This is a genomic window from Lysobacter sp. HA18 (assembly GCF_054057595.1).
The window spans coordinates 743468-764023 of sequence record NZ_JBSRZL010000001.1 but is presented as its reverse complement, the minus strand read 5'-3'; the positions used below and the strand labels follow the sequence as shown (position 1 = coordinate 764023).

22 protein-coding genes and 1 tRNA gene are annotated in these 20556 nt (G+C 67.5%); 10 read left to right on the top strand and 13 right to left on the bottom strand.

Annotated elements, in window-relative coordinates; translation table 11 throughout:
* Positions 1 to 5: 5 nt before the first annotated feature.
* Positions 6 to 371: a CD225/dispanin family protein gene (locus ACVWWW_RS03815; protein ID WP_027083808.1), complete on the top strand. Its 366-nt coding sequence runs from the start codon at positions 6 to 8 to the stop codon at positions 369 to 371.
* Entirely contained in the window at positions 368 to 781 is a 414-nt protein-coding gene (locus tag ACVWWW_RS03810; protein WP_027083809.1) for a DUF2752 domain-containing protein, read from the top strand. The genes ACVWWW_RS03815 and ACVWWW_RS03810 overlap by 4 nt, the downstream gene beginning before the upstream one ends.
* On the opposite strand, the gene nudC is transcribed toward ACVWWW_RS03810, so the two are convergent.
* The 3 genes from nudC to ACVWWW_RS03795 form a co-directional block, all read right to left on the bottom strand.
* Positions 782 to 1693, bottom strand: coding sequence for an NAD(+) diphosphatase (nudC, locus tag ACVWWW_RS03805; RefSeq protein WP_051235528.1), 912 nt, complete (start codon positions 1691 to 1693; stop codon positions 782 to 784).
* A complete protein-coding gene (gene erpA, locus ACVWWW_RS03800; protein WP_027083811.1) occupies positions 1690 to 2058 on the bottom strand; it encodes an iron-sulfur cluster insertion protein ErpA in 369 nt (122 codons plus the stop codon). The genes nudC and erpA overlap by 4 nt, the downstream gene beginning before the upstream one ends.
* A 63-nt stretch (positions 2059 to 2121) precedes the next feature.
* Positions 2122 to 2805: a DUF6776 family protein gene (locus tag ACVWWW_RS03795; protein ID WP_051235532.1), complete on the bottom strand. Its 684-nt coding sequence runs from the start codon at positions 2803 to 2805 to the stop codon at positions 2122 to 2124.
* 94 nt (positions 2806 to 2899) lie between these two features.
* Here ACVWWW_RS03795 and ACVWWW_RS03790 point away from each other — a divergent pair, with 94 nt between their 5' ends.
* Positions 2900 to 3496, top strand: coding sequence for a DUF4126 domain-containing protein (locus ACVWWW_RS03790; protein WP_027083812.1), 597 nt, complete (start codon positions 2900 to 2902; stop codon positions 3494 to 3496).
* Here ACVWWW_RS03790 and bfr read toward each other — a convergent pair whose 3' ends face one another.
* From bfr to ACVWWW_RS03775, 3 genes are all read right to left on the bottom strand, one after another.
* Positions 3497 to 3967, bottom strand: a complete 471-nt coding sequence (gene bfr / locus ACVWWW_RS03785) for a bacterioferritin (protein ID WP_027083813.1) — start codon at positions 3965 to 3967, stop codon at positions 3497 to 3499.
* 80 nt (positions 3968 to 4047) lie between these two features.
* On the bottom strand, positions 4048 to 4251 hold the full coding sequence (locus ACVWWW_RS03780) for a (2Fe-2S)-binding protein (RefSeq protein ID WP_027083814.1): 204 nt from the start codon (positions 4249 to 4251) through the stop codon (positions 4048 to 4050).
* Positions 4252 to 4306: 55 nt separating this feature from the next.
* Positions 4307 to 4918 (bottom strand): RNA pyrophosphohydrolase, encoded by a 612-nt coding sequence (locus ACVWWW_RS03775; protein ID WP_027083815.1) that lies wholly within the window; start codon positions 4916 to 4918, stop codon positions 4307 to 4309.
* 143 nt (positions 4919 to 5061) lie between these two features.
* Between ACVWWW_RS03775 and ACVWWW_RS03770 the strand changes: the two genes are divergently transcribed.
* Positions 5062 to 5138: transfer RNA gene (locus tag ACVWWW_RS03770), tRNA-Met, on the top strand.
* A 176-nt stretch (positions 5139 to 5314) separates the two neighbouring features.
* Entirely contained in the window at positions 5315 to 6430 is a 1116-nt protein-coding gene (locus ACVWWW_RS03765; RefSeq protein ID WP_027083816.1) for a saccharopine dehydrogenase NADP-binding domain-containing protein, read from the top strand.
* Here ACVWWW_RS03765 and ACVWWW_RS03760 read toward each other — a convergent pair.
* The 4 genes from ACVWWW_RS03760 to ACVWWW_RS03745 all read right to left on the bottom strand — a co-directional run bounded on the left by ACVWWW_RS03760 (position 6427) and on the right by ACVWWW_RS03745 (position 9768).
* Positions 6427 to 6840, bottom strand: coding sequence for a thiol-disulfide oxidoreductase DCC family protein (locus ACVWWW_RS03760; protein ID WP_027083817.1), 414 nt, complete (start codon positions 6838 to 6840; stop codon positions 6427 to 6429). The genes ACVWWW_RS03765 and ACVWWW_RS03760 overlap by 4 nt on opposite strands.
* Positions 6827 to 7369, bottom strand: a complete 543-nt coding sequence (locus tag ACVWWW_RS03755; protein ID WP_027083818.1) for a DUF4166 domain-containing protein — start codon at positions 7367 to 7369, stop codon at positions 6827 to 6829. Before ACVWWW_RS03755 ends, ACVWWW_RS03760 begins: the two co-directional genes overlap by 14 nt.
* Complete coding sequence (locus tag ACVWWW_RS03750; protein ID WP_027083819.1) at positions 7366 to 8643, bottom strand: FAD-dependent oxidoreductase; 1278 nt, start codon at positions 8641 to 8643, stop codon at positions 7366 to 7368. Before ACVWWW_RS03750 ends, ACVWWW_RS03755 begins: the two co-directional genes overlap by 4 nt.
* A 108-nt stretch (positions 8644 to 8751) precedes the next feature.
* Positions 8752 to 9768 (bottom strand): GGDEF domain-containing protein, encoded by a 1017-nt coding sequence (locus tag ACVWWW_RS03745; RefSeq protein ID WP_196804415.1) that lies wholly within the window; start codon positions 9766 to 9768, stop codon positions 8752 to 8754.
* 215 nt (positions 9769 to 9983) lie between these two features.
* On the opposite strand from ACVWWW_RS03745, the gene ACVWWW_RS03740 reads away from it, so the two are divergent.
* The 3 genes from ACVWWW_RS03740 to ACVWWW_RS03730 all read left to right on the top strand — a co-directional run bounded on the left by ACVWWW_RS03740 (position 9984) and on the right by ACVWWW_RS03730 (position 11347).
* Positions 9984 to 10289, top strand: a complete 306-nt coding sequence (locus ACVWWW_RS03740) for a hypothetical protein (RefSeq protein WP_196804416.1) — start codon at positions 9984 to 9986, stop codon at positions 10287 to 10289.
* Between the two features lie 258 nt (positions 10290 to 10547).
* Positions 10548 to 10931 carry a hypothetical protein gene (locus ACVWWW_RS03735; RefSeq protein ID WP_027083821.1) on the top strand — a complete coding sequence of 128 codons (384 nt, stop codon included), beginning with the start codon at positions 10548 to 10550 and terminating at the stop codon, positions 10929 to 10931.
* Between the two features lie 8 nt (positions 10932 to 10939).
* Complete coding sequence (locus tag ACVWWW_RS03730) at positions 10940 to 11347, top strand: hypothetical protein (RefSeq protein WP_027083822.1); 408 nt, start codon at positions 10940 to 10942, stop codon at positions 11345 to 11347.
* Positions 11348 to 11818: 471 nt separating this feature from the next.
* Here the strand turns inward: ACVWWW_RS03730 and ACVWWW_RS03725 are convergent, their stop codons facing one another.
* Positions 11819 to 14722 (bottom strand): VIT domain-containing protein, encoded by a 2904-nt coding sequence (locus tag ACVWWW_RS03725; RefSeq protein WP_036143189.1) that lies wholly within the window; start codon positions 14720 to 14722, stop codon positions 11819 to 11821.
* A 214-nt stretch (positions 14723 to 14936) separates the two neighbouring features.
* Here ACVWWW_RS03725 and ACVWWW_RS03720 point away from each other — a divergent pair, with 214 nt between their 5' ends.
* Positions 14937 to 15230 (top strand): hypothetical protein, encoded by a 294-nt coding sequence (locus tag ACVWWW_RS03720; RefSeq protein ID WP_027083824.1) that lies wholly within the window; start codon positions 14937 to 14939, stop codon positions 15228 to 15230.
* A 1-nt stretch (position 15231) separates the two neighbouring features.
* On the opposite strand, the gene ACVWWW_RS03715 is transcribed toward ACVWWW_RS03720, so the two are convergent.
* Together ACVWWW_RS03715 and ACVWWW_RS03710 are read right to left on the bottom strand one after the other, a co-directional pair.
* Positions 15232 to 15984, bottom strand: coding sequence for a hypothetical protein (locus ACVWWW_RS03715; protein ID WP_027083825.1), 753 nt, complete (start codon positions 15982 to 15984; stop codon positions 15232 to 15234).
* A 349-nt stretch (positions 15985 to 16333) separates the two neighbouring features.
* Positions 16334 to 19993, bottom strand: coding sequence for a PAS domain S-box protein (locus ACVWWW_RS03710; RefSeq protein WP_051235536.1), 3660 nt, complete (start codon positions 19991 to 19993; stop codon positions 16334 to 16336).
* Positions 19994 to 20082: 89 nt separating this feature from the next.
* Here ACVWWW_RS03710 and queD point away from each other — a divergent pair, with 89 nt between their 5' ends.
* Positions 20083 to 20445, top strand: a complete 363-nt coding sequence (queD, locus tag ACVWWW_RS03705; protein WP_027083826.1) for a 6-carboxytetrahydropterin synthase QueD — start codon at positions 20083 to 20085, stop codon at positions 20443 to 20445.
* Positions 20446 to 20556 lie beyond the last annotated feature (111 nt).

Sequence of the window (20556 nt, the reverse complement as noted above, 5' to 3'; positions counted from 1 at the left end):
CCGCCATGAGCACACCGCCACCCATCACGCCGCCACCGTCGCCGATGCCGCCGCAGGCCGGCGGCGTTCCCGTTCCGAATTACATGGTGTGGTCGATCATCATCACCATCGTGTCGCTGTGCGTCTGCTGCATCGTCGGCACGATTCCGGGCATCGTCGCGATCGTGTTCTCGTCGAAGGTCAACAGCGCGCTGGATCGCGGTGATTTCGCCGAGGCCAAGCGTTCGTCCGACACCGCCAAGCTGTGGTGCTGGATCACGACGGGCCTGTGCGCACTCGGCCTGCTGATCAACATCGGCATGATCGCCACCGGCGGCATGGCGCGTTACACGCAGGAGCTGCAGCAGCTGCAGTCCATGCAGCATCGATGAACCCGCTCGACGCCCGACGTACTGCGACTGTCACCGCGCTCGGCGCGGTGGCGCTCGCGGGCGTCGGGCTGCTCTACCGTTTTGATCCGAATGCCGCGTCCAGCCCGTTTCCCGGCTGCCTGTTCCGCGCGTTCACCGGGCTCTACTGTCCCGGGTGCGGCATGACCCGCATGCTGCATGCGCTGGTGCATGGCGATATCGCGGGCGCAGCGTCGATGAACGTACTCGCGCTGATCGGCCTGCCGGTGCTCGCGCTGTTCGCGTTCGAACAGATGACGCATCGCCGCGTTCTGCATGGCGTGGCACGACGCATCGCGTTCAACGGCCCGCTGTGGATCATCGGGGCGCTCGTCTTCGGTGTATTGCGCAACCTGCCGTGGGCGCCGTTCACGGCGCTCGCGCCGGGCTGATCAGGCGGTCGCGGCGAGCCATTCGCGCAGCAGCCAGTGCGCGATCGACAGGCGCGCCGGCGGCATCAGCAACGAACTCTCGGTGTCGTCGCGCGCTTCGGCATCGAGCGCCGCGACGATCTCGTCGCGTTCGAACCAGCGCGCATGCTCGAGTTCGTCGCTGACATGCACGTCGCCCGGCCGCGCGACGGCGATGAAGCCGATCATCAGCGATGTCGGGAACGGCCACGGCTGCGAGCCGAGATAGCGGCACGCAAGCACGCGCACGCCGGTTTCTTCCATCACCTCGCGCACGACGGCCTGTTCGAGCGTTTCGCCGGGCTCGACGAATCCTGCGATCAGCGAATGACGCTTGGCCGGCCAGCTCGCCTGTCGACCGAGCAAGAGGCGCGTGCCCTCGCCCACCGCGACGATGATCGCGGGATCGGTGCGCGGGTAATGCTCGCGCGTGCAACGCAGGCAGCGGCCGAGCCAGCCGGCGCGAACGAACTCGACTTCGCCGCCGCAGGTGCCGCAATAGCGATGGCGTAGATGCCAGTGATGCAGCGCGTGTGCGGTCGCGAATGCGCTGGCTTCGGTGAGTGGCCATGTGGCCGCGGCGGAGCGCAGGTCGATGCGTGCGTCGCCGAGGTCGGCATGCGTCTGCGCGAACCAGCCGACGCCGTGATCGTCGAGGCCCAGGAAATACGCGCCGTCATGCGACGCATCCAATGCATCGCCGCGAACGATATCCGCCGCGCCGGACGCATCCGCCGCCGCGCGACCTTCCCCGTCGATGCGCAGAACGCGTCCACCGCGCCACAGCGACGCAAGCGCCGTCGCGTCACCGCGCAGGTGCTCGGCGCGATCCAGCGGCGCAAGGCAGGGGTTTTCTCCGACGAGCGAATACGGCGCGCCGGATGCGGAGGTCATGCGGAGAACGAGGACCCGCAGCCGCAGGTGGTCTTCGCGTTCGGATTGCGGATCACGAACTGCGCGCCGTGCAGGCTTTCGGTGTAGTCGACTTCCGCGCCCATCAGGTACTGCAGGCTCAGCGGGTCGACGACCAGCGTGACGCCATCGGTCTGCACGGCCAGGTCGTCCTCGCCGCGCTCCTCGTCGAACTCGAAGCCGTACTGGAAGCCCGAGCAACCGCCGCCCTGGATGTAGACGCGGAGGTTCAACGCGTCATTGCCTTCCTCGTCGATCAGCTGACGCACTTTCGCGGCCGCGGCCGAGGTGAACAGCAGCGGCCGATCCAGCGACTGGTAATTCGGCGCGGTCGGCAGGTCGATCATTTCCATGCGGTCAGGATACCAGCGCCCGTCGCAACGCCCGGCGAACGTGCCGCGACGCTGCGTTCAGTGCGCGGCGTCGGGGGAGCCGGTCGCTTCCGCCCACGAGAGCGCGCGCTCCACCACCGCCCCGCCGCGCGGCTGCAGGCGCACGGTGACCTGCGCCGGGGCAAAGCCCGCCGGCAGGAACAGGTCGCCGTCGATCTGCTGGAAATAGCGGAACGAATACGGCTCGCCGGCCGCCTGCGGCTGTTGGCGGAGCGTCGCCCAGTCGAGCGTCTGCAGGCGGCCCTGCTGGCTGCCTTCGACGGCGAGGGTCAGCGTGCCCGTGCTGACCGCGGCGCGGTCGAGGTTCTGCGTCAGCACCGCGGCGAAGTGCCATGCGCCGCCCGGCTGCCGCTGAAGGTGCAGCCCATGCACGCTCAGGCCGTGGCGCTGGCCGGTCGCGCCGACCAAGCGCTCGTAGAAGTCGACATCGGCCTTGAGCTGCGCGATCTGCTCCTCGCGATCAGCGAGCGTCGACTGCAGCCGCCCGTTGGCGTCGCGACTGACCTGGTCCGAGCGCGTCAGCGTTGCGACGCGCTGGGCGAGCGCGTCGGTCGCCGTGGCATCGCAGGGCGCACGCGTAGTCCGCGCCACCTGCCAGACGCCCCAAGCGCCGAACAGCAGCGCGAGCAGGAAGACGAACAGGGCGGCGACCAGCCCGATCCCGGTGCGGGCGACGGTGGACGGTGTCGGACGTGGCGACATGTCGGCCTCGACGAAGCGGCAGTGCCCGCAGTATGCCGACGCCGCCTGCACGCGGGCGGACGTTCCATGTCAGCGGCCGTCCGGAGAGCCCGTCATGCCTGCAGCCCCGTTGTTCGCGCTCGGCCTCGTACTGGCCTGGCTTTCCGGAATCCGCGTCTACCTGACGGTGTTCGGCATCGGCGTCGCGGGCGCGCTGGGCTGGATGGACCTGCCACCCGCGCTGGAAGTCGCCAAGTCGCCGTGGGTGCTGGGTGTATCCGGCGCGTTGGCGTTGATCGAATTCTTCGCCGACAAGATCCCCGGCGTCGATTCGGCCTGGGATCTCGTGCATACGCTGCTACGCGTGCCGGTCGGCGCATTCCTGACCGCCGCGGCGCTGTCGCCCGATGGCCATCTCGGCGCGGGCGCACTCGCAGCGGGCGCGAGCGTCGCGCTGGCGAGTCACGGCTTGAAGTCGGGCACGCGCGCCCTGCTCAACCTGTCGCCGGAACCGGTCACCAACTGGAGCGCGTCGCTCGGCGAGGACACCGCGACGGTCGGCCTGCTGGCGTTGGTCGTCGCGCATCCGGTCGCCGCGCTTGGCCTGGTGGCAGTGATCAGCTTGTTGATCGCGCTCGCGATCGCCTGGCTGTGGCGACGCGTGCGTAGCATGATGCGGCGCGCGACGCCGACATCGCGCGCGGTCGTCTGATCAGCTCTCCATCTTCGACTGCAGATAGAGCGCGTCACCGAGGCGATCCATCAGCGCGAGCTGCGTCTCGATCCAGTCGATGTGTTCTTCCTCGGACTCGAGGATGTCAGCGAACAACTGGCGGCTGACGTAGTCGCCGACCTGCTCGCAATACGCGATTGCCTCACGCAAAACCGGCAGCGCTTCGTATTCGAGCGCGAGGTCGCAACCCAGCACTTCGCGTGGGTTTTCGCCGATCTTGAGCTTGCCCAGCGCCTGGAAATTCGGCAGGCCGTCGAGGAAGAGGATGCGCTCGGACAGCTTGTCCGCATGCTTCATCTCGTCGATCGACTCGTGGTACTCGTGGTCGGCGAGTTCCTTCAGGCCCCAGTTCTTCAGCATCTTGGCGTGCAGGAAGTACTGGTTGATCGCCGTCAGCTCGTTGTAGAGCGAGCGATTGAGGAATTCGATGACCTTGGCATCACCCTTCATGGGCCGGCTCCGTGACGCGGAGCGCGAACTCTAAACCGGTGCGCGATGCGATGTCGGTAATGCGAATCGACCGCGTTGGGTCAAGCAGCCCGAAGCACCGGAAGCGGTACGGCCTGCAGACGCGCGGTGGTCTCGTCGAGGATCGCGGTCGCCATCTCGACGCAGCTGCCGCAGGTCGCGCCGGCGCCGGTGCGCATCGTCAGCTCGGGCAGCGTCCGGCAACCGGCTTCGGCCGCCTGGCGGATGTCGCGATCGGTGACGCCGTTGCAGATGCACACGTACATGGGGATCGAGAGCGCTATTGGGACGCCACCAGTCGAACACGAATGAGAATGATTGTCAATTGGAGGCGGGCTCGGGCGCCCCGGCCTGAAGCGGCCCGTACCCGCCGGACCGCGGCCGCTGGCGGTTCTGCGGGCGGGTATTGCGCGGGTCGTACGGGTCCGGCATCGGCGTCGGGATGGCCGACGCGCCCGCGATCTGCCGGGCCGACGGCGCCAGGTGCCGCAGCGCCCGCGAATACACACCGCGCTTGAAGGTCACCACGTGGTCGAGCGGGTACCAGAAGTCCACCCAGCGCCAGTGGTCGAATTCGGGCTTGTCGGTCAGGTCGAGGCGGACCTCGGTCTCGTCGCCCTTGAGGTGCAGCAGGAACCACACCTGCTTCTGGCCGATGCAGACCAGCCGGTCGCGGCGCCGGATCGCCCGCTGCGGCAGCCGGTAACGCAGCCAGCCGGGCGTGGCCGCCAGCACGTCAACGTGCTCGGGCAGCAGCCCGGTCTCTTCACGCAGCTCGCGGTACATCGCCTCGAGCGGCGTCTCGTCGGTGTTCATGCCGCCCTGCGGGAACTGCCAGCCGTCGCGATGCACGCGGCGGGCCCAGAACACGCGCCCGTCGGCGTTCATGATCACGATGCCCACATTGGGGCGGTAGCCGTCCGGATCGATCACGATGCGGACCTCGATCGCTTAGGCACGAAGCCATTGCGATCGACTCTGCCACGCGGGCCGGTCGACAACAAGCGAACGCCGCGCCCGGCCGCCAGCGATTGACAGCCAGCGGCCGAACCGGAAGAATTCGCGGTTCACCGCATGGCTATGTAGCTCAGCCGGTTAGAGCACAGCACTCATAATGCTGGGGTCGGTGGTTCGAGTCCACCCATAGCCACCATGCAAAAAACCCGCCGATGTGCGGGTTTTTTTGTGGGCGGCGTTTGGTTCTGGAGATCGCGATCGACCCATCGAGTTCGTGCCGAGGGCCGAACGAGCCCAATGTCGGTGACAGCCCCGGATCGACGCCGGACAATCGCATCACCTGTTTCGACAACCGCCGGCCCGCCAACCAGCATGCGCATTCTCGTCATCGGTGCGTACGGGCAATTCGGACAGCGGATCGCCTCCGAGCTCGTGCAGGACGCCGCGATGCAGGTGATCGTCGCCGGGCGAAGTGCGTCTGCAGCGGACGGGTTCGCCTCGGACCTGCGGAAGCGTTACCCGGACGCGTCCGTCACCGCTGCGAGCCTGGACGTCGAGTCGGCCGATCTGCAGAGCAAGATCGCAGCGCTCGCGCCCGATGTCGTAATCCACACCGCCGGGCCGTTCCAGCAGCGCGACTACCGTGTCGCCGAAGCTGCGCTCGCATGCGGCGCGCACTACATCGATCTTGCCGACGGACGCGAATTCGTCATGGGCATCGCTCGACTCGATGCGCTGGCAAGAGCAGGCGGGCGATGGGTCGTATCGGGCGCAAGTACCGTGCCCGGGCTCAGTGCAGCCGTCGTCGCGGCGCATCAGCACGAGTTCGCCGAACTGCGTTCGATCGAGTCCGCGATCAGCCCCGGCAATCGCACGGCGCGCGGGCTCGCGACCACGCAGGCCATCCTCGGCTATGTCGGCCAGCCGTTTCCCGCGCTTATCGATGGACGGTGGCAGGACGTTCGCGGATGGCAGTCGCTCCGGCGAATCCGCGTGCCGGGCGTGTCACCACGTTGGGTCGCACGTTGCGACGTGCCCGACCTGTCCGTGTTGCCCTCGCGCTATCCGACGCTGCGTCATTGCGACTTCCGCGCCGGTCTCGAACTGCGGCGCATGCATTTCGGACTGTGGCTCGCCAGTTGGCTGGTGCGCGTCGGCGCAGTGCGCAGCCTTGCGCGATGGGCGCGGCCTTTGCTTCGAATGAGCGAGTGGTGGCAGGCGACGGGAAGCGACGTCGGCATCATGACGGTCGAGATGCGAGGCGTCGGCCACGACGGCAAGGCGAAGCACGTCATGTGGTCGATCGTCGCTAGGGATGGGAGTGGCCCGCAGATTCCCGCGACCGCCGCCGTCGTGCTCGCACGCAAACTCGCACGCGACGAATTGCCGAACAGTGGCGCGCGTTCTTGCGTCGATCTCTTCACGCTCGACGAGTTCATGCAGGCGCTCGAGAACTTCTCGATCACCGCGACCACGCACGTGCACTAGCTGATGAAACGTTCGCGTTGTTCCGGCGACGGTACGTGGCATGACGCGTACTGCCCGAAGTAGCGATAACGATTTCGCGCGATTGCGCGATAGATCGGATCCCGCGCGAACCGCGGCACCAGCGTCACGACAGCGGCCGCCACACGCCACACCCCGCCGAGGCCGGAAAGCACGCGCGCGATCGCGTCGGTATCGGTCCACGCGTTGGCGCCGGCGACGAGAAGGAACGAGACCGGATCGTCGGGATCGAGCCCATGCGCTTCGAGCAGTGAACGCCCGGCCGGCGTCTGCATCGCCGCGAAGCGATAACGCTGCTTACGGTCGTATCGCAGCAGGAAACGCACCCATCCGTTGCACAACACGCAGACACCGTCGAAGACAATGACTTCCGGTGGATCAATGTTCGACATGCAGCCATCCGCGGTAGTGCACGAGCGGGCCGACGACGGGAAGGCGCGCACTTACATCGAAGGTATAGCGACCGTCGGGCATCTCGCATTCCAGCGCAGCCACGCCGTCGAACCATCGGGCAGGAAGCGGAACACCAAGCGCACGCACACGTACTACGGTCCATGTCAGCCGGCCGTCGTCGACGCCGAGCCGGAAGGCGAACGTCACGAGGCCGAGTTGCTCGCACAGCAATCCGTCCGCCGCCCAGAGTCGCGAACGCATCGCGTGGCCGGCGACGTGGCGAGTCCAACGCTCGTCACTGCTCGTTGCTTCGATGTCGACATGGATCGGCCCTCGTCCCGCGGGCGGCAGTCGCGTCGCCCATGCGCAGAGTCGCGCCAACAGACTGGTACCGCGCTCGACCTCCACCTCACCGGCGTAGGCATTTCTGCCTGCGCGTAGATGCAGGCGCTGCACGACGTCCGGCAGCTGGTCGAACGCGGGGCCGAGCAGGTGCGCGAACAGTGGACGTCGATCGCGCGAGGTCACGCGCGTATCGCCGTGTCGGTCAGTGTGGCGTTTGCGACAGGCGCGGGCAGCGCAGCGAGTGCGTTGAGGAAAGCCGATGGCAGCGGCACCGTGCCTAGCCACCCCTGCCGCGTACCCGACAGTACGCGAAGCATCTGGCCGCGACCGCCGGGCAGGCGCGACATCGGGTGGAAGGTCAGATCGCGCAGGCGCGCCCAGCCGTCGCGCTCGGACTGGAACAACGGCGTCAGCCATCGACTCCAGAAGTGATAAATGCCGACGTGGCGGCGACGCGTCGCCACCGCCTGTTCGAGCGCTGCCTCGACCGACGCGCACGACCGCAATGCATCGCGAAGGCCGAGCGCGTCGAGCAGCGCCATGTTGACGCCCTGGCCGAGCTGCGGGCTCATCGCATGCGCCGAGTCACCCAGCAATACCGCGCGACCGCGATGCCAGCGTCGATGCACCGTGTCGCGATAACGCGCACGCGCGAGCCCTTCGGGAATCGCGACTTCACTCAAACGCTCTACGGCGGCCGGCCAAACGCTCTCCACTTCCGCCCGCCATGCGTCGGCGTCGGCGTCGGCGACAGCCGAATCGAGCGCCGTCGCCGGCACGCTCCAGAAGAAGCTCAAACGCGATACAGGATCACCGGGGCGCGTGCCGACCGGCAGCATGCCAACCATGCGTCGCGCACCGACATAACGCTGCTGCAGGACGTCGCGCCATTCCCAATCGTCCGCAGGCACCAGGCACCACTGCGCGCCCCAAGGATACGGCCGATCAAGCTTCGCCGGTGCGATCTGCGACCGCAGCGACGACGCCGCGCCGTCCGCAACCACGACAAGATCGAACCCGTCGTGACGATGTCCGTCCGCATCGGTGATCGCGCCCGCCTCCGCATCCACGTCGACGATCGTCGAGCCGCAATGCAGCACGCGGCCTTCCGACCACGCGGAGTCGAGAATTGAAAACAGCGCACCGCGCTGTAGGCCGAGACCGAACAGGCGCGCGTCGAGTTCGCCGTAGCGCATGTCCATGACCGGTCGCCCGCTGGCGGTCTCGCCGTATAAACGCGAGACGACAGCGCCGTGCGCGAGCACTGAATCGAGCAGCCCGAGTTCCCACAGCACGCGCTGGCCAACGGGTTGCAACAGAAACCCTGCGCCGACCGGTCCGAGTGTCGTCGTGCGTTCGAAGACTTCGACGTCGTGCCCATCGCGAGACAGAAACAACGCGACGGCCTGACCGGCCGTGCCGTAGCCCACCACCGCGACCCGCAACCGCCTGACCATCCGAACCGTCTCTGCGCATTGCGACGGGTGCAATTCTAGCGGGCCGGCGTTCGTATCATTCGGCGCCAACTCGTCCTGCCCAGCCATTTCAGCGTGGCGGACGACACCTCATGCCGGGAACCGTGCAGCGCCCGGCTCGATCGCGTCGTCCGACTCATCCGCATCGACCACGCGATCGCGCCCCATGGCCTTGGCGCGGTACATCGCGCGATCGGCACGCGCCATCCAGCCGACTTCATCGTCGCCGGGCCGTTTCGCCGCGAAACCGATCGAGCAGGTCACCTGCACCTCGCGCAGGCGCACGTCGCGACGGATGCTGCCGGCGAGCGCGTGCAGACGTTCGCTTGCCGCGCTGCGACTCTCGTCGCCGAGCAGCACGACGAATTCCTCGCCGCCGAGCCGGTAGAGATCGCCCGCATCGAGGACGTGGTCGCGAATGACCGCCGCGGTTTCGCGAAGCACGCGATCGCCGACGGCATGACCGTACGCATCGTTGATGCTCTTGAAATGGTCGAGATCGATCACCGCGAGCACCGCCGGTGCGTTCGAATGGGCGGCACGTCGCACGGCGTCGTCCATCGCACGCCGATTGCCGGCCTCGGTGAGCGGGTCGCGCAACGCGAGACGACCGAGCAGGCTTCGAAGCCGCTCGACGTGCCGCGCGACGACGTACGACAACAGGGTGATCAACGCGCCGGACAGTGCGAACGCGACGGTCGCATCCAGCGGCGCGAACCGCGGCGTCAACACGAATGCGTTGACCAGCATGGTGAGTGACACGACCAACGCCGCACGCGTCGCGCTGATCGCGAACGACGTGACGATGATCGGGAACACCCAACCCAGGCCGTTCAGCCCGACCACGTGCATGTTGACGGACGCGAAGATGGCATTGACCAGCACCAGCGCGTCGCCGGGCCACGGGCGCGAGCGGGCCACGTGTATGGCGACAAGGACGCCGATCAGGCACGCGATCCATGCCGCGTCCAGGATGGCCGCGTTGTCGCGCTCCACGCGGATGTTCAACGCGCCAACGACTACGAGCTGCACGGCGAACGCGCGCGCGATCCAGAGCCGAAGGCGGTAGCGGTAGCGCGCGTCGATGCCGTCGAGCGTGGCGAACATGCGCAGATCCCATGGGTCGCCCCACATGCGTAGCGGCGCGGCACGCGCGAGAACGGCCGCATGGAACGCCCGGTAATTGCGGCTATGCAATACGACCACGCGGTACGCGCGGCGACCATTCGTCGGGACAAAAAGCGCGAGAGCGGCCTCGGCAATGGCTTCGCGTGCGCCAGCGTTCGTCGTTGCCGAAAGTTCAGCAGCGCGACCAAATCACCGTGCGAGCATTCGGCATGACCGGTCGCGAGCGTGCCCACGACGAATTGTCCCTCGAGCTGGAGTCGCTCCAGCGTGCGCAGGCTGCGCTCCGCGCAAGCGAGATGCGCGTATGGACGCTGGTGCAGGCCCGCTGCCCGGAACTTGCCGCCTTGCTGCTGGATTTCTGGAAGAACGACGAGGCGGCGCTGGCGAGATGGCTGTGCGCGCGACGCGGCGAAGAATCGCCGGCCGAACTCATCGAGCGCGGCCGCGTGAAGGAAGTGATCGCGCAGGTGAAGTGGGCTGCGAGCAGCGCTTACGTTTGAGGTTGCGGCACGCGTGATGACGAGGCAGCGTCGAACGCGCAGAGCATCGTAAAGCGGTCTTCTATAGCCGTATGCACTCCGTTGCAGCTAATTGCCGCTACCTGAACTGATCGTCTGGCTGATCGACCCATGTGTTGCACACGGAACGCGCATCACGACGATGCATCTGCGCACCGCCGCATTGCCCCAAGGTGAATCCGCGACCAGCGGTCGTTCGACGCAAACATCGGGCTCCTACGATCGAGGTCGGAGGCCGACATGAATACGGATGTCCGCGTCGACGGCGATACCTTCGTGCTACGCGTCACCGGCACCGCGACGCTTGCGAAACTGCGTTCGGCGGCGCTGGACGCGGTGCTGGCCTGTCGCGACAGCGGAATGCATCGCCTTTTGCTGGACCTGCTCGATGCCCGCGTCGAGCCGGTGCCGGGGCTCGTGCAACGCATCGACATCGTGCAGGAATGGGCCGAAGCGGCGCCGGACGGGTTCTCGCTCGCACTCGCGGCGCGCGAGGAGCTTCTGCACAGCGACCGTGCCGGGCTGTACGTCGCATCAAGACTCGGCCTGGATGCGCATGCATTCACCGATCGCGCGTCAGCGGAACGCTGGCTGCGCGAGCCGTCCACCCCTGCGCACACGTGAGGTCACGCATGGAACTCGCCCGCCACCTCGACGACAACTGCCTGATCGTGCACCCGATCGGCGAACTGCCACTGACCAACGCCCGCGCGATCGCGCTCGACGCCATCGCCGAGGCACGCGCCTACGAACTGCAGCGCCTGCTGCTGGACTTCACCGACGCAACCATCTCGCCGCTCCCCACGCTGGCCGAGCGCTTCGAGATCGTGCGCGAATGGGCCGATGCGGCGCCCGAACCCTTCACGCTCGCGATCGCCGCGCGCGAGGAAATGCTCGACCCCGATCGCATCGGTCAGATCATGGCGACCCGCCTGGGCCTGCAGACGCATGTCTTCGAGGATTCGGTCGACGCGCTGATGTGGGTGAAGCGCCAGCGGGTGCCACGGTCGTTGCTGCTCGAGAATCCGATGTATCACTAGCGATCTCCAGCCACCGCCCTGCCCGCCACGTTGATGCGTGCCCATCGCGATGGGCATCTGCCGTCGCGATCCACGCGGCCACGCGGTGCCGCCTCATCGGTCAGGCAGGAAGCGCCGCGCGAACCGTTGCTTCGGACTATTCCTACCCGCCAGCGCGGTGTCGCCGGATAGCGGCCTTAGCCGGCGAAGGCCAGCATGGCTGTCACCCAGTGCCGCGATAGCGGACACCGAAAGACGCCAGTGGTCGCGACGCGCGACGCAGCGTCGGGTGACGTCGGAGAGTCCTCATGACGAGCTACCGTGCTCGCCGCAATCGCACCGCCGTGCTGACGACGCTCGGGATCATGGTCGCGCTCGCGAACCTGATCGGCGCATTCGCCCTCGCGATCCGCTGACGATCCTGCGGGAATGCTCGGCCGCGGCGACCCGCGCGAGGCCGTCGCGACGTATTCCCGGCGGCGCCCAACTCGCCTACTTCAACTCGAACTCGCCGACGAAGATCGTTTCCTTCTTGTCGCGCAGGCGCAGGGTGATCCGCTGGTCCTTCTGGCGCGGCGTGCCGAAATGCGTGCTCAGCCATAGCTGCAGCGTCGTCGCACCGGTGACGATCTGCTGGCGATCGCCGAAGTAATTGGCCTCGACCTTGTAGCGGCCCGGCTTCGCCGTGCGCAGCGCGAATTCTTCCGGTCCGTAGCCGCCCGTGAAGTCGCGCGACATCTGCCCGCCGTGGTACGTGAGGCGGTGCCCGTAGTACGCCTTTTCGCCGTTCGGATCGGTCACCCACAGGTCCATGTCGCTGTTGTCGGCATCCCAGCTGAGGACGGCGCGCAGGTCGAGCGGCATATTGCGGATGAGGTCGGCCGGGATGCGGTGCGTGTCGAGCGGCGTCGTTGAGGTCGCAACGAGGGCATTGAGTTCCGCAAGCGCCGTAACCTCGATGCCGGGGAAGCGGTCGTCCCAAGTGCCGGCCACGACTTCGTACAGCAGGTCGACCGCCTTCTGGCGATCACCGAGCGCAGCCTGGGCCAGCGCGAGATCGCGATAGCTCTGCGGCTCGTCGTCACTCATCGCGAGCACCTGTTCCAGCACCGGCACCGCGAGGTCCGCGCGCCCCGCCTGCATCAGCCGATAGCCGAGCACGCGCAGCACGTGGCGATTGTCGAGATCCATCTCGGCGACGTTCGACAGCACGCGCAACGCGAGGTCGTCGCGCTTGCGATCGAACAGCACGTCGGCAACGTCGAGGTAGAACGCAGTGCCCGGTTCGGCGCGGGCACGCTCGTCGAGATACGCCGCGTACGCCGCGTCCGCATCCAGGCCGCGCAGGCGACGCGCGAACGGCGAATCCGGCGTCCACGGCTGCAGTTGCACACCGATCTCGGCGGCACCTTCGGCGCGTTCGGCACGGCTGATGCGGCTTCCCGTCACCTCGACGCGGTCGAGCGATTGCGCGCGGCGCTGCGCCTGCTCGGCGTTGGCCGTCGCGCTTGCCGCAGCCGCGTCGCTGGCCGCACGCTCGGCCAGCATCGGCGCTTCCTCGACCGACATGGGTGAGGGTGCAGGTGGAGGCGCGTAGGCAACAGCGCCGCGCACGTCCTCATTCTTAGTCTTCGGCGGCGCGCCCTTCGGGAAGGCCGTCGACCACCACTGGACGCGCTCCTTCCACTGCGAGCGCACTGCGTCGAGCTGCTTGCTCCGTGCTTCATCCTGTTCGGCGGCAACAGCGGCGGCGCGTCGCGCGTACTCATCGCGCAATTCATCAGGCGGCGCGATCGAATAGCGGACGTAGTCGTCGACGTTTTCGAGGACGATCAGCGAGCTGCCCGGCGTGACGATGCCGAACTCGCTGCCCATGCGTGCGATCGCGGCGCGGTTGCGCTCCGGCGCGTCCATCAGGTGGGCGACGCTGTATTGCGCCCATAGCGGCGCGGCGGCGTCGCTTTCGACTGCGCCATTCAACGGTACGTCGATGCGCGTGCGTTCGACGCCGCGCGCGACGTTCAGCGTGACGCGCGGCTCGGCATCCAGCATGCGACCGGCGACGCGTACGACGCCGTCGCGGGCAATGGTCGACTCGGCGACCACGTCAGTCGCGCCGACCGCGTCGATACCGACGATGCGCGGCAGATCGAACAGCAGAAGGTTGCGTGCCGCGGCAAGGTCGCTCGTCGAGTCGAGATTGATCGACGCACCGTTGCGCGCGTCGGCTAGCGCAGCGAGTTGTGCCGAATCGCCTGCGACGCCCGCACGCACGGTGTAAAGCCGCTGGCGCGTGTCCAAGGCCGCGAACGTCGCGTCGCCATAATTGAACAGGCCGTCGCTGAAGAGGAGGACCTCGCCCACGTCCGCCGGCGCCGTCCAGCCGCGGAGGCTCGTCGCGCCGTCGTAGACGGTGGTTTCGAGCGCCTTGCGCAATGCGCTCCAATCGCCGGTGCGGATGCTGAAGTGCACCGCAGGTTCCGTGGTGTCGCGGAAGCGGACGAGGTCGACATCGATTGAGCGTGTCGAGCCGAAATACGCATCGAGCAGCGCGAACTCCAGATCGTGCGCACGCTTCGCGCCCGACGCGGAACTGTCCCAGAGCAGCACCATCTTCGATGGCAGCGCACGGCGTTCCGGCGTCAGCGTCACCGGCACGTCGGCGACGAAATAGCGTTCGCCGTGCCACGTCTGTACTTGTGCGACGGGCGCCGTGGTCGCCGGAAACACTAGGCGGATGCTGCGCCCCTTAGCGACGTCGCTGGCATGCAGCGTCGTCTGGTAACGCCCATGCGCACCGCGCTGGAATACCGGGGCATGAAGCGCGCCGTCGATATGCGGAACGCCCGCGGCGTGCACAACGAGTGGCAACGTGTCGAGACCTGCGGCGAACGAGGTCGGCAGCAACACGGACGCTGTGTTCGCCGGCAACGCCTGCGACAGCACGATGCGGACGCTGCGCGTGCCCTGTGGCGCAAACGGATAGATGCGTAAGCGGAAATGCTCGCCCTGCGATTGCTCGAGCAGGCCCGGGTCCGCGCCACGACGCTCGATCGCTTCCAGCACCTGGCGGCCGCGCTGCTTTTCGACCGGCACCGCCGCGCGCATGTGGCCGCCGATATCGAGCGCGAACGCGACCACCTGCTGGCCGGGCTGCAACGGGAAGTCGAGGGTCCCTTCGAGGACGCGCGACGACGGATTGCGGAAGGTCATGTCCAGCGTGGTGCGGACGGTGCCGCCAGCCTGGTCGACGGACATCGCTGCGCGTTCCAGCCGCACCGGCGTGTCGTGCTCGGCGGTGGATACCAGCGGCGGTGCAGTTAGGTCGCGCTGCGCGTATACGGCGCACGGCAAGGCGAAAAAGGCGCAGACGAGTGCGGCGATGAGCGATCGCATGGCGTGAATCCGTTGAATGTCCCCGGCTAGAACGTACCCGAGGACGGGCTGGGGTTACAGCCGCTTCGGTCGCCACCGGTGGCGTTGCCGGGTCACGCGTCCATCATCCAGCCGCATCGTCGATAAACACGACCTTCCACGGCACGAACACGTCGACATCGCGTGCAGTCGCGGCGTGCAACGCTGCAGGCTCCCGCGCGACGAGGCCTTCCGCATGGTCCGCAATACGCGAACGCTGATGATGTGGGGCCTACTCGCGGCGGCGACGGTCGCGGCGCTGGGCAGTCGCACGATGCCGTTGCCGCGCAGCGCGGACGCGCCATCACTGCTCGACCTGATGCCCGGCGTGGTCGGGCTCGGTGCTTACGAAACGCAGGCGTGGAAGAAGGGGTCGCCGGCCGCGGTGAACGTGCCGCCGCCGGTCACGACGGACGTGACGCTGGAAGGCAATCGACAGCCGCGCGGTCCGCGCGAATCACGCGACGAACTCGACCGCCCGATGCGTTGAATCAGACGCGCACGTCTTCCGCGCGCGGGAACACCGCGGGCTCGGGCGCCGTCACCTGCAGCAAGACTTCGAGCGCCTCGCGCAGCAGTTCGCCGGGCGGCGGGCCGTCGTGCTCGTCGGCGGCAAGCGCGGCATCGGCACGACGCAGCCACTGCGGCACCACGACGTCGCGCACGTGCGCATAGCGCGCAAGCAGCAGTTCGTCGTACTGGCGCACGAGCCGCATGTGCGCCATCGCGACATCCCACGAACTCAGCAGCATGGTCAGGTGATCGAGGCGACGGCCCATCGCATCGGGCCGCGTACCGGCCTCGACCGCGAACGCGTCGTAGGCCTCGCGGCCGCGCTCCGCGATCTCGGCAAGGCGCGCACGTTGGCGTGAGATGTGTGCAGCCGCGTCGTCGAGTTCACGTACGTGGGTGAGCACGTCGAGCGCGCGACGCTCGGCGAGTTGCAGGCGGATGCGGATGTGTTCGTGCGCCTGGCGTGCACGCGCCTGCGAGGAGAGATCACGACCGAGCAATCGGCCGACGATGGTGCCGCGACGCGGAACTGTGCGTGGATCTGCGACTTCCAGCGCCTGCACGATCGCGGCGATTTCATCGAGCAGGCCTGATGCGCTGCGACGTTCGATCAGCGCCGTGGCGCGATCCAGATCGACCTGACAAATGATTTCCCGGTCGACCCGACCCGCAGGGTCCTGGTCGCTGCCCTCGGTCGCATCCACCGCGGTCTGGAGCAGTTGGGACGTCACATCGACTCCTGGCTGGCGCGAAGCGCATGACGGCGCGTTCGACTGTTTCGTCGCATGCCGACGCGGACCGTGATGGCGCGCACAGTCCCGAGTGTATACCGAGTTTCGCGGGCGGCGGAGTGCGCCCGGTCGCGGTCCGACTGCAGGGTCATGTCTTCACTGAGGCCGGCGACGCATGCGCGCTGGCACCAGGCGCTGACCTTCACGAGTGCGTTCAATGACCTCGTGCGCCGCGGACTCGCAGTCATCGTCCTCGAGGTTGGGGTCAGCGGAGTCGGCGCACCGGCAACGATACGCAACGGTATCGACCGCGACGACTCGCGCTCGACGTCATTGCGAGCTGCTGGACTCAGGCGTCGTCCGAAGCAAATCGACGCACACGCCCAACCGCGGCCTGCACCGCATCCACGCTGACCGGCTTGGTGAGATGCAGATCGAAACCGGCGGCCGCGGCCTGCAACTTGTCGGCCTCACCGCCCCATCCACTCACCGCAACCAACGTGATCGACTCGCCATCGGCGCGTCCGCGCAGGCGACGTGCAAGCTCGTAGCCGTTCATCACCGGCATGCCGATGTCGAGGAACGCGATCTCCGGCTGGAATTCGTCGACCAGTCGCAAGCCGTCGATCGCCGAGTACGCCACGCAGGTCGCGTGGCCATCGAGCTCGAGCATCATGCCCAGCGTTTCCGCCGCGTCTTGGTTGTCGTCGACGACCAGCACGCGACGTCGCGGCTGCGCGTCGATGGCTGTTGCACGCGGCGCGGCGAAATCCGGCAGGTCGGGCGCGAGCGGCAGGCAGACTGTGAACGTACTGCCGCGCCCCAAGCCATCGCTGTGCGCGGTAACCGTACCGCCGTGCATGTCGACGAGGCGACGCGCGAGCGCCAGCCCGATGCCGAGTCCACCCTGCGCGCGTTCGAGCGTGCGGTTCACCTGCGCGAACATGCCGAACACCGCACCCAGCGAATCCGTTGGAATGCCGAGTCCGGTATCGGACACCGACACGCAGGCCGTGTCGTCGCAGTCGTAGACGCGCAGCGTGATGTCGCCGCCATCCGGCGTGTACTTCGCGGCGTTCGTCAGCAGGTTGCCCATGACCTGCGCGATGCGCGTGGGGTCGGCGTCGATCCAGAGCGGCGTGCCCGGCAGGTCGAGATGCAGGCGATGGCGCGCGCCTTCGATCAACGGCCGTGCCGATTCGATCGCGGCGAGCGCGGCGTCCTGCAGCGAAATGCGATCGCGCTGCAGCACGACCTTGCCACTCGTGATGCGCGAGACGTCGAGCAGGTCGTCGATCAGCCGCACCATGTGACCGAGCTGGCGCTCCATCATCTGCCGCGTGCGACGCGCGGTGTCCGCATCGTCGGTGAGGTTGAGCACCTGTAGGCCGGTACGGATCGGCGACAGCGGGTTGCGCAGTTCGTGCGCGAGCGTGGCGAGGAATTCGTCCTTTCGACGATCCGCCTCGCGCAGCGATTCTTCGGCTTCGCGACGTTCGGTCACGTCCATCACCGCACCGATGTAACCGAGGAACTCGCTGCCCGCACCGAAGCGCGGACGCGCGGTGACGTGCAACCAGCGATACGCGCCATCCCAGCGCAACGCGCGGTATTCGTCGGAGAACGCGCGGTGCTCGCGCGCGGCTTCCTCGAACGCGATCGAATAGCCTTCGAGGTCGTCGGGATGGATCATCGCCTTCCAACCGAAGTCGAGTTCGGCTTCGTAGAGGCGCCCGGTGAATTCGGTCCACCGCCGGCTGACGTAACTGCAACGTCCATCCGCCTCGGCGACCCAGATCATGATCGGCGCGGTGTCGGCGAGCTGGCGGAAGCGCGCTTCCGACTCGCGCAGCGCCGACAACGCCTTCGCGCGCTCGATCGCCGGCCACAGTCGCGCGATGACCTCGCGCACCAACTGCTTCTCGTCGCTGCGCCAGTCGCGTGCATCCGCCGCGGCGACCATCAGCGTGCCGACCAGGCGGCCTTCGATGACGTATGACGCGGCCGCAAGCGCGACGGTGCCGTGCGGCACGAAGTTGATCGCGAATGGCGCGGTCATCCGATCGCGTCGCACGTCCGAGATGGCGACCGCATCGCCGGACGCCAGCGTGATGCCGAGTTCGCTGGTGAAGAAGGCGCGCGCGTCGTAACTCTCCGAGAGCCGCGGCACGCCCTGCGTCCACTCGTGCAGCACGCGCACGCGCCCGTGCTCGATGTCGATATCCGACAACGTGCAGCGCACGAGTCGCAGGTGTTCGCCGAGCAACTGCAGCCCAATGTCCGCGACCTCGTCGACGTTCAAGGTCTGGCCGATGCGCTTGTCGAGCTCGGCGAGGAATGCGGCCGTGACATCGGCGCGCTTGCGATCGGTGATGTCGGTATGGGTTTGCATCACCGACTGCGGCTGGCCCATCGCATCGCGCGTGAGCACCCAGCGCGCGTGGATGATTCGCGGCGCACCGTCCTTGCGGTGGTGAACGACCTCGCCATCCCAGCGCCCGTGCTCGAGCAATACGCGGCCGATCTCGCCGAGCGCCAGCGGGAACTCGGTGCGCAGAAGATCGCGCGCGATGCGACCGATGGCTTCATCCTGCGAAAAACCGTAGAGGCGTGCGGAGCTGTCGTTCCAGTACGTGATGCGGCCATCGAGATCGCGGATCAGGATGGCGTCGCTGGTGAGGTCGAGCAGGCTCGCCTGTTCGGCAAGGCGCCGCGCATTGCGACGCTGCTCGGTAATGTCGTTGATGGTGCCGAGAACGGAAACCGGAACGCCGTCTTCGTAAACAGCACGACCGCGTGCTTCGACCCACAACTCGCTGCCGTCCGGGCGATTCACGCGGAACTGGCTTTCGAACAACGTGTGACGCTCGACCGCATCGGCCAGCGTTGCACGCACGCGTGGCAGATCTTCCTCGTGCAGCAGCGTCGCCGCGCCCGCACGCGTGTGCTCGATCGCGTTCTCGGCGATGCCGGTGATGCGCGCGCATTCGGGCGAAAACGCCATTGCGCCGGTCTGCAGGTCGATCTTCCACAGCCCGGTGTCGGATGCCTCGAGCGCAAGTCGCAGGCGCGTTTCGCTCAGGCGCAGCGCATGTTGCGCGCGGCGCTCGTCGGCGACGACTGCGAGCACCAGCGCCGAGGCCGCCATCACCGCGAGGAATATCTGCAGGTCGACGTAGCGTGCGTGCACGTCGAGCGTGGCGAACGGACCGTAACCAAACGTGGTGCCGACGACTGCGATCATCGAAATCAGGAAGCAGGCCGCGCTCGCACCGCGCAGTCGCAACGACAGCGCGGCCCAGATCAGCGGGCAGTACGCGATGAACGTGTACATGCGCTCGCCGTGGCGCATGAATACGAACGCGGCGATCGCGGCGGATATGACGAGGCAGGCCGCGAACTCGCCCCACCAGCGCGCGGTGCGCGGCCACGTGCCACGCGCCCAGGCCAGCACCATCGTGCCGACGATCAGCACGCCGGTGACGTCGCCCAGGTACCAGTGGCTCCACATCAGCCAGATGCGATCGGCGCCGAGGTGCAGCGGCGCCGCAATGGCGAGAGAGCCGACGGTCGATGAGATCGCGGCGATGGACGCGGCCACGACCGCGAACAGAAGGAAATCGCGGAACGATTCGAAGGATGCATTGAAGCGCGAGCGCTCGAGCGCGACCTGCCCGCTGTAGGTCGCCAGCGCGTTTCCGCCGGCGACGATCAGCAACACCCACCACGCGCTCGGCGAGTGGTTGAGCATCGCGCCGCCAAGGTAGCCGAGCACCACGCCGGGCCACAGATGTCGCCCGCGCAGAACGAACACTGCAAGTGCGACGCCCGCAGCGGGCCAGATCGGCGAGGCGACGCCGCGGGTCATGCCCCAGCGCAGGCCGACGAAGGCCAGCGGCGCGTAGATCGCGGCCAGCGCGAGGATATGGACGACCGTCGGCCAGAGCGGCCGCGGCGGGTGTGCCCGGGTGGGGTCGATCGCAGCGGTACTGGGGACGGAATCGGACACGTGGAATCGGTCGAAGCCGCAACGGCCGTACGTTAGCAGAGGGCCCCGCACGGTCCGCGAGCGCGAGGCTGGCCCTTACAATGACTGTGATGGACATCTTCAAAGTCTTCACCTTGGAAGCCGCGCACCGTCTCCCGAACGTGCCCGACGGGCACAAGTGCGCGCGCCTGCACGGCCATTCGTTCCGGGTGGAGGTCCACGTGTCCGGTGAGCCGGGCGCGGACACCGGCTGGGTGATGGACTTCGCCGATCTCAAATCGGCATTCCGTCCCCTGTACGACCAGCTCGACCACCAGTACCTCAACGAGATCGAGGGGCTGGAGAACCCGACCAGCGAGCGGCTCGCGTCATGGATCTGGGACCGGCTGAAGCCCGCGCTGCCGCTGCTGTCGGAAGTCGTGGTCCACGAGACCTGTACGTCCGGCTGCCGCTACCGGGGCCCGGCTGGCTGACGGCCGCGGCGTTTCCACGCCGCATCTCATGTTGTTTCCGTACCCAAGCGGCAGTGGCTGGCCGCCACGGCATGCTCACGTCCCTGAAACCGTGACAACGACCGATGAGCG

Bases quoted from the DNA above. Each gene is read 5' to 3' on its own strand.
- ACVWWW_RS03815 (WP_027083808.1), top strand. From the start codon at position 6: ATGAGCACACCGCCACCCATCACGCCGCCACCGTCGCCGATGCCGCCG.
- ACVWWW_RS03810 (WP_027083809.1), top strand. From the start codon at position 368: ATGAACCCGCTCGACGCCCGACGTACTGCGACTGTCACCGCGCTCGGC.
- nudC (WP_051235528.1), bottom strand. From the start codon at position 1,693: ATGACCTCCGCATCCGGCGCGCCGTATTCGCTCGTCGGAGAAAACCCC.
- erpA (WP_027083811.1), bottom strand. From the start codon at position 2,058: ATGATCGACCTGCCGACCGCGCCGAATTACCAGTCGCTGGATCGGCCG.
- ACVWWW_RS03795 (WP_051235532.1), bottom strand. From the start codon at position 2,805: ATGTCGCCACGTCCGACACCGTCCACCGTCGCCCGCACCGGGATCGGG.
- ACVWWW_RS03790 (WP_027083812.1), top strand. From the start codon at position 2,900: ATGCCTGCAGCCCCGTTGTTCGCGCTCGGCCTCGTACTGGCCTGGCTT.
- bfr (WP_027083813.1), bottom strand. From the start codon at position 3,967: ATGAAGGGTGATGCCAAGGTCATCGAATTCCTCAATCGCTCGCTCTAC.
- ACVWWW_RS03780 (WP_027083814.1), bottom strand. From the start codon at position 4,251: ATGTACGTGTGCATCTGCAACGGCGTCACCGATCGCGACATCCGCCAG.
- ACVWWW_RS03765 (WP_027083816.1), top strand. From the start codon at position 5,315: ATGCGCATTCTCGTCATCGGTGCGTACGGGCAATTCGGACAGCGGATC.
- ACVWWW_RS03760 (WP_027083817.1), bottom strand. From the start codon at position 6,840: ATGTCGAACATTGATCCACCGGAAGTCATTGTCTTCGACGGTGTCTGC.
- ACVWWW_RS03750 (WP_027083819.1), bottom strand. From the start codon at position 8,643: ATGGTCAGGCGGTTGCGGGTCGCGGTGGTGGGCTACGGCACGGCCGGT.
- ACVWWW_RS03745 (WP_196804415.1), bottom strand. From the start codon at position 9,768: ATGTTCGCCACGCTCGACGGCATCGACGCGCGCTACCGCTACCGCCTT.
- ACVWWW_RS03735 (WP_027083821.1), top strand. From the start codon at position 10,548: ATGAATACGGATGTCCGCGTCGACGGCGATACCTTCGTGCTACGCGTC.
- ACVWWW_RS03730 (WP_027083822.1), top strand. From the start codon at position 10,940: ATGGAACTCGCCCGCCACCTCGACGACAACTGCCTGATCGTGCACCCG.
- ACVWWW_RS03725 (WP_036143189.1), bottom strand. From the start codon at position 14,722: ATGCGATCGCTCATCGCCGCACTCGTCTGCGCCTTTTTCGCCTTGCCG.
- ACVWWW_RS03720 (WP_027083824.1), top strand. From the start codon at position 14,937: ATGGTCCGCAATACGCGAACGCTGATGATGTGGGGCCTACTCGCGGCG.
- queD (WP_027083826.1), top strand. From the start codon at position 20,083: ATGGACATCTTCAAAGTCTTCACCTTGGAAGCCGCGCACCGTCTCCCG.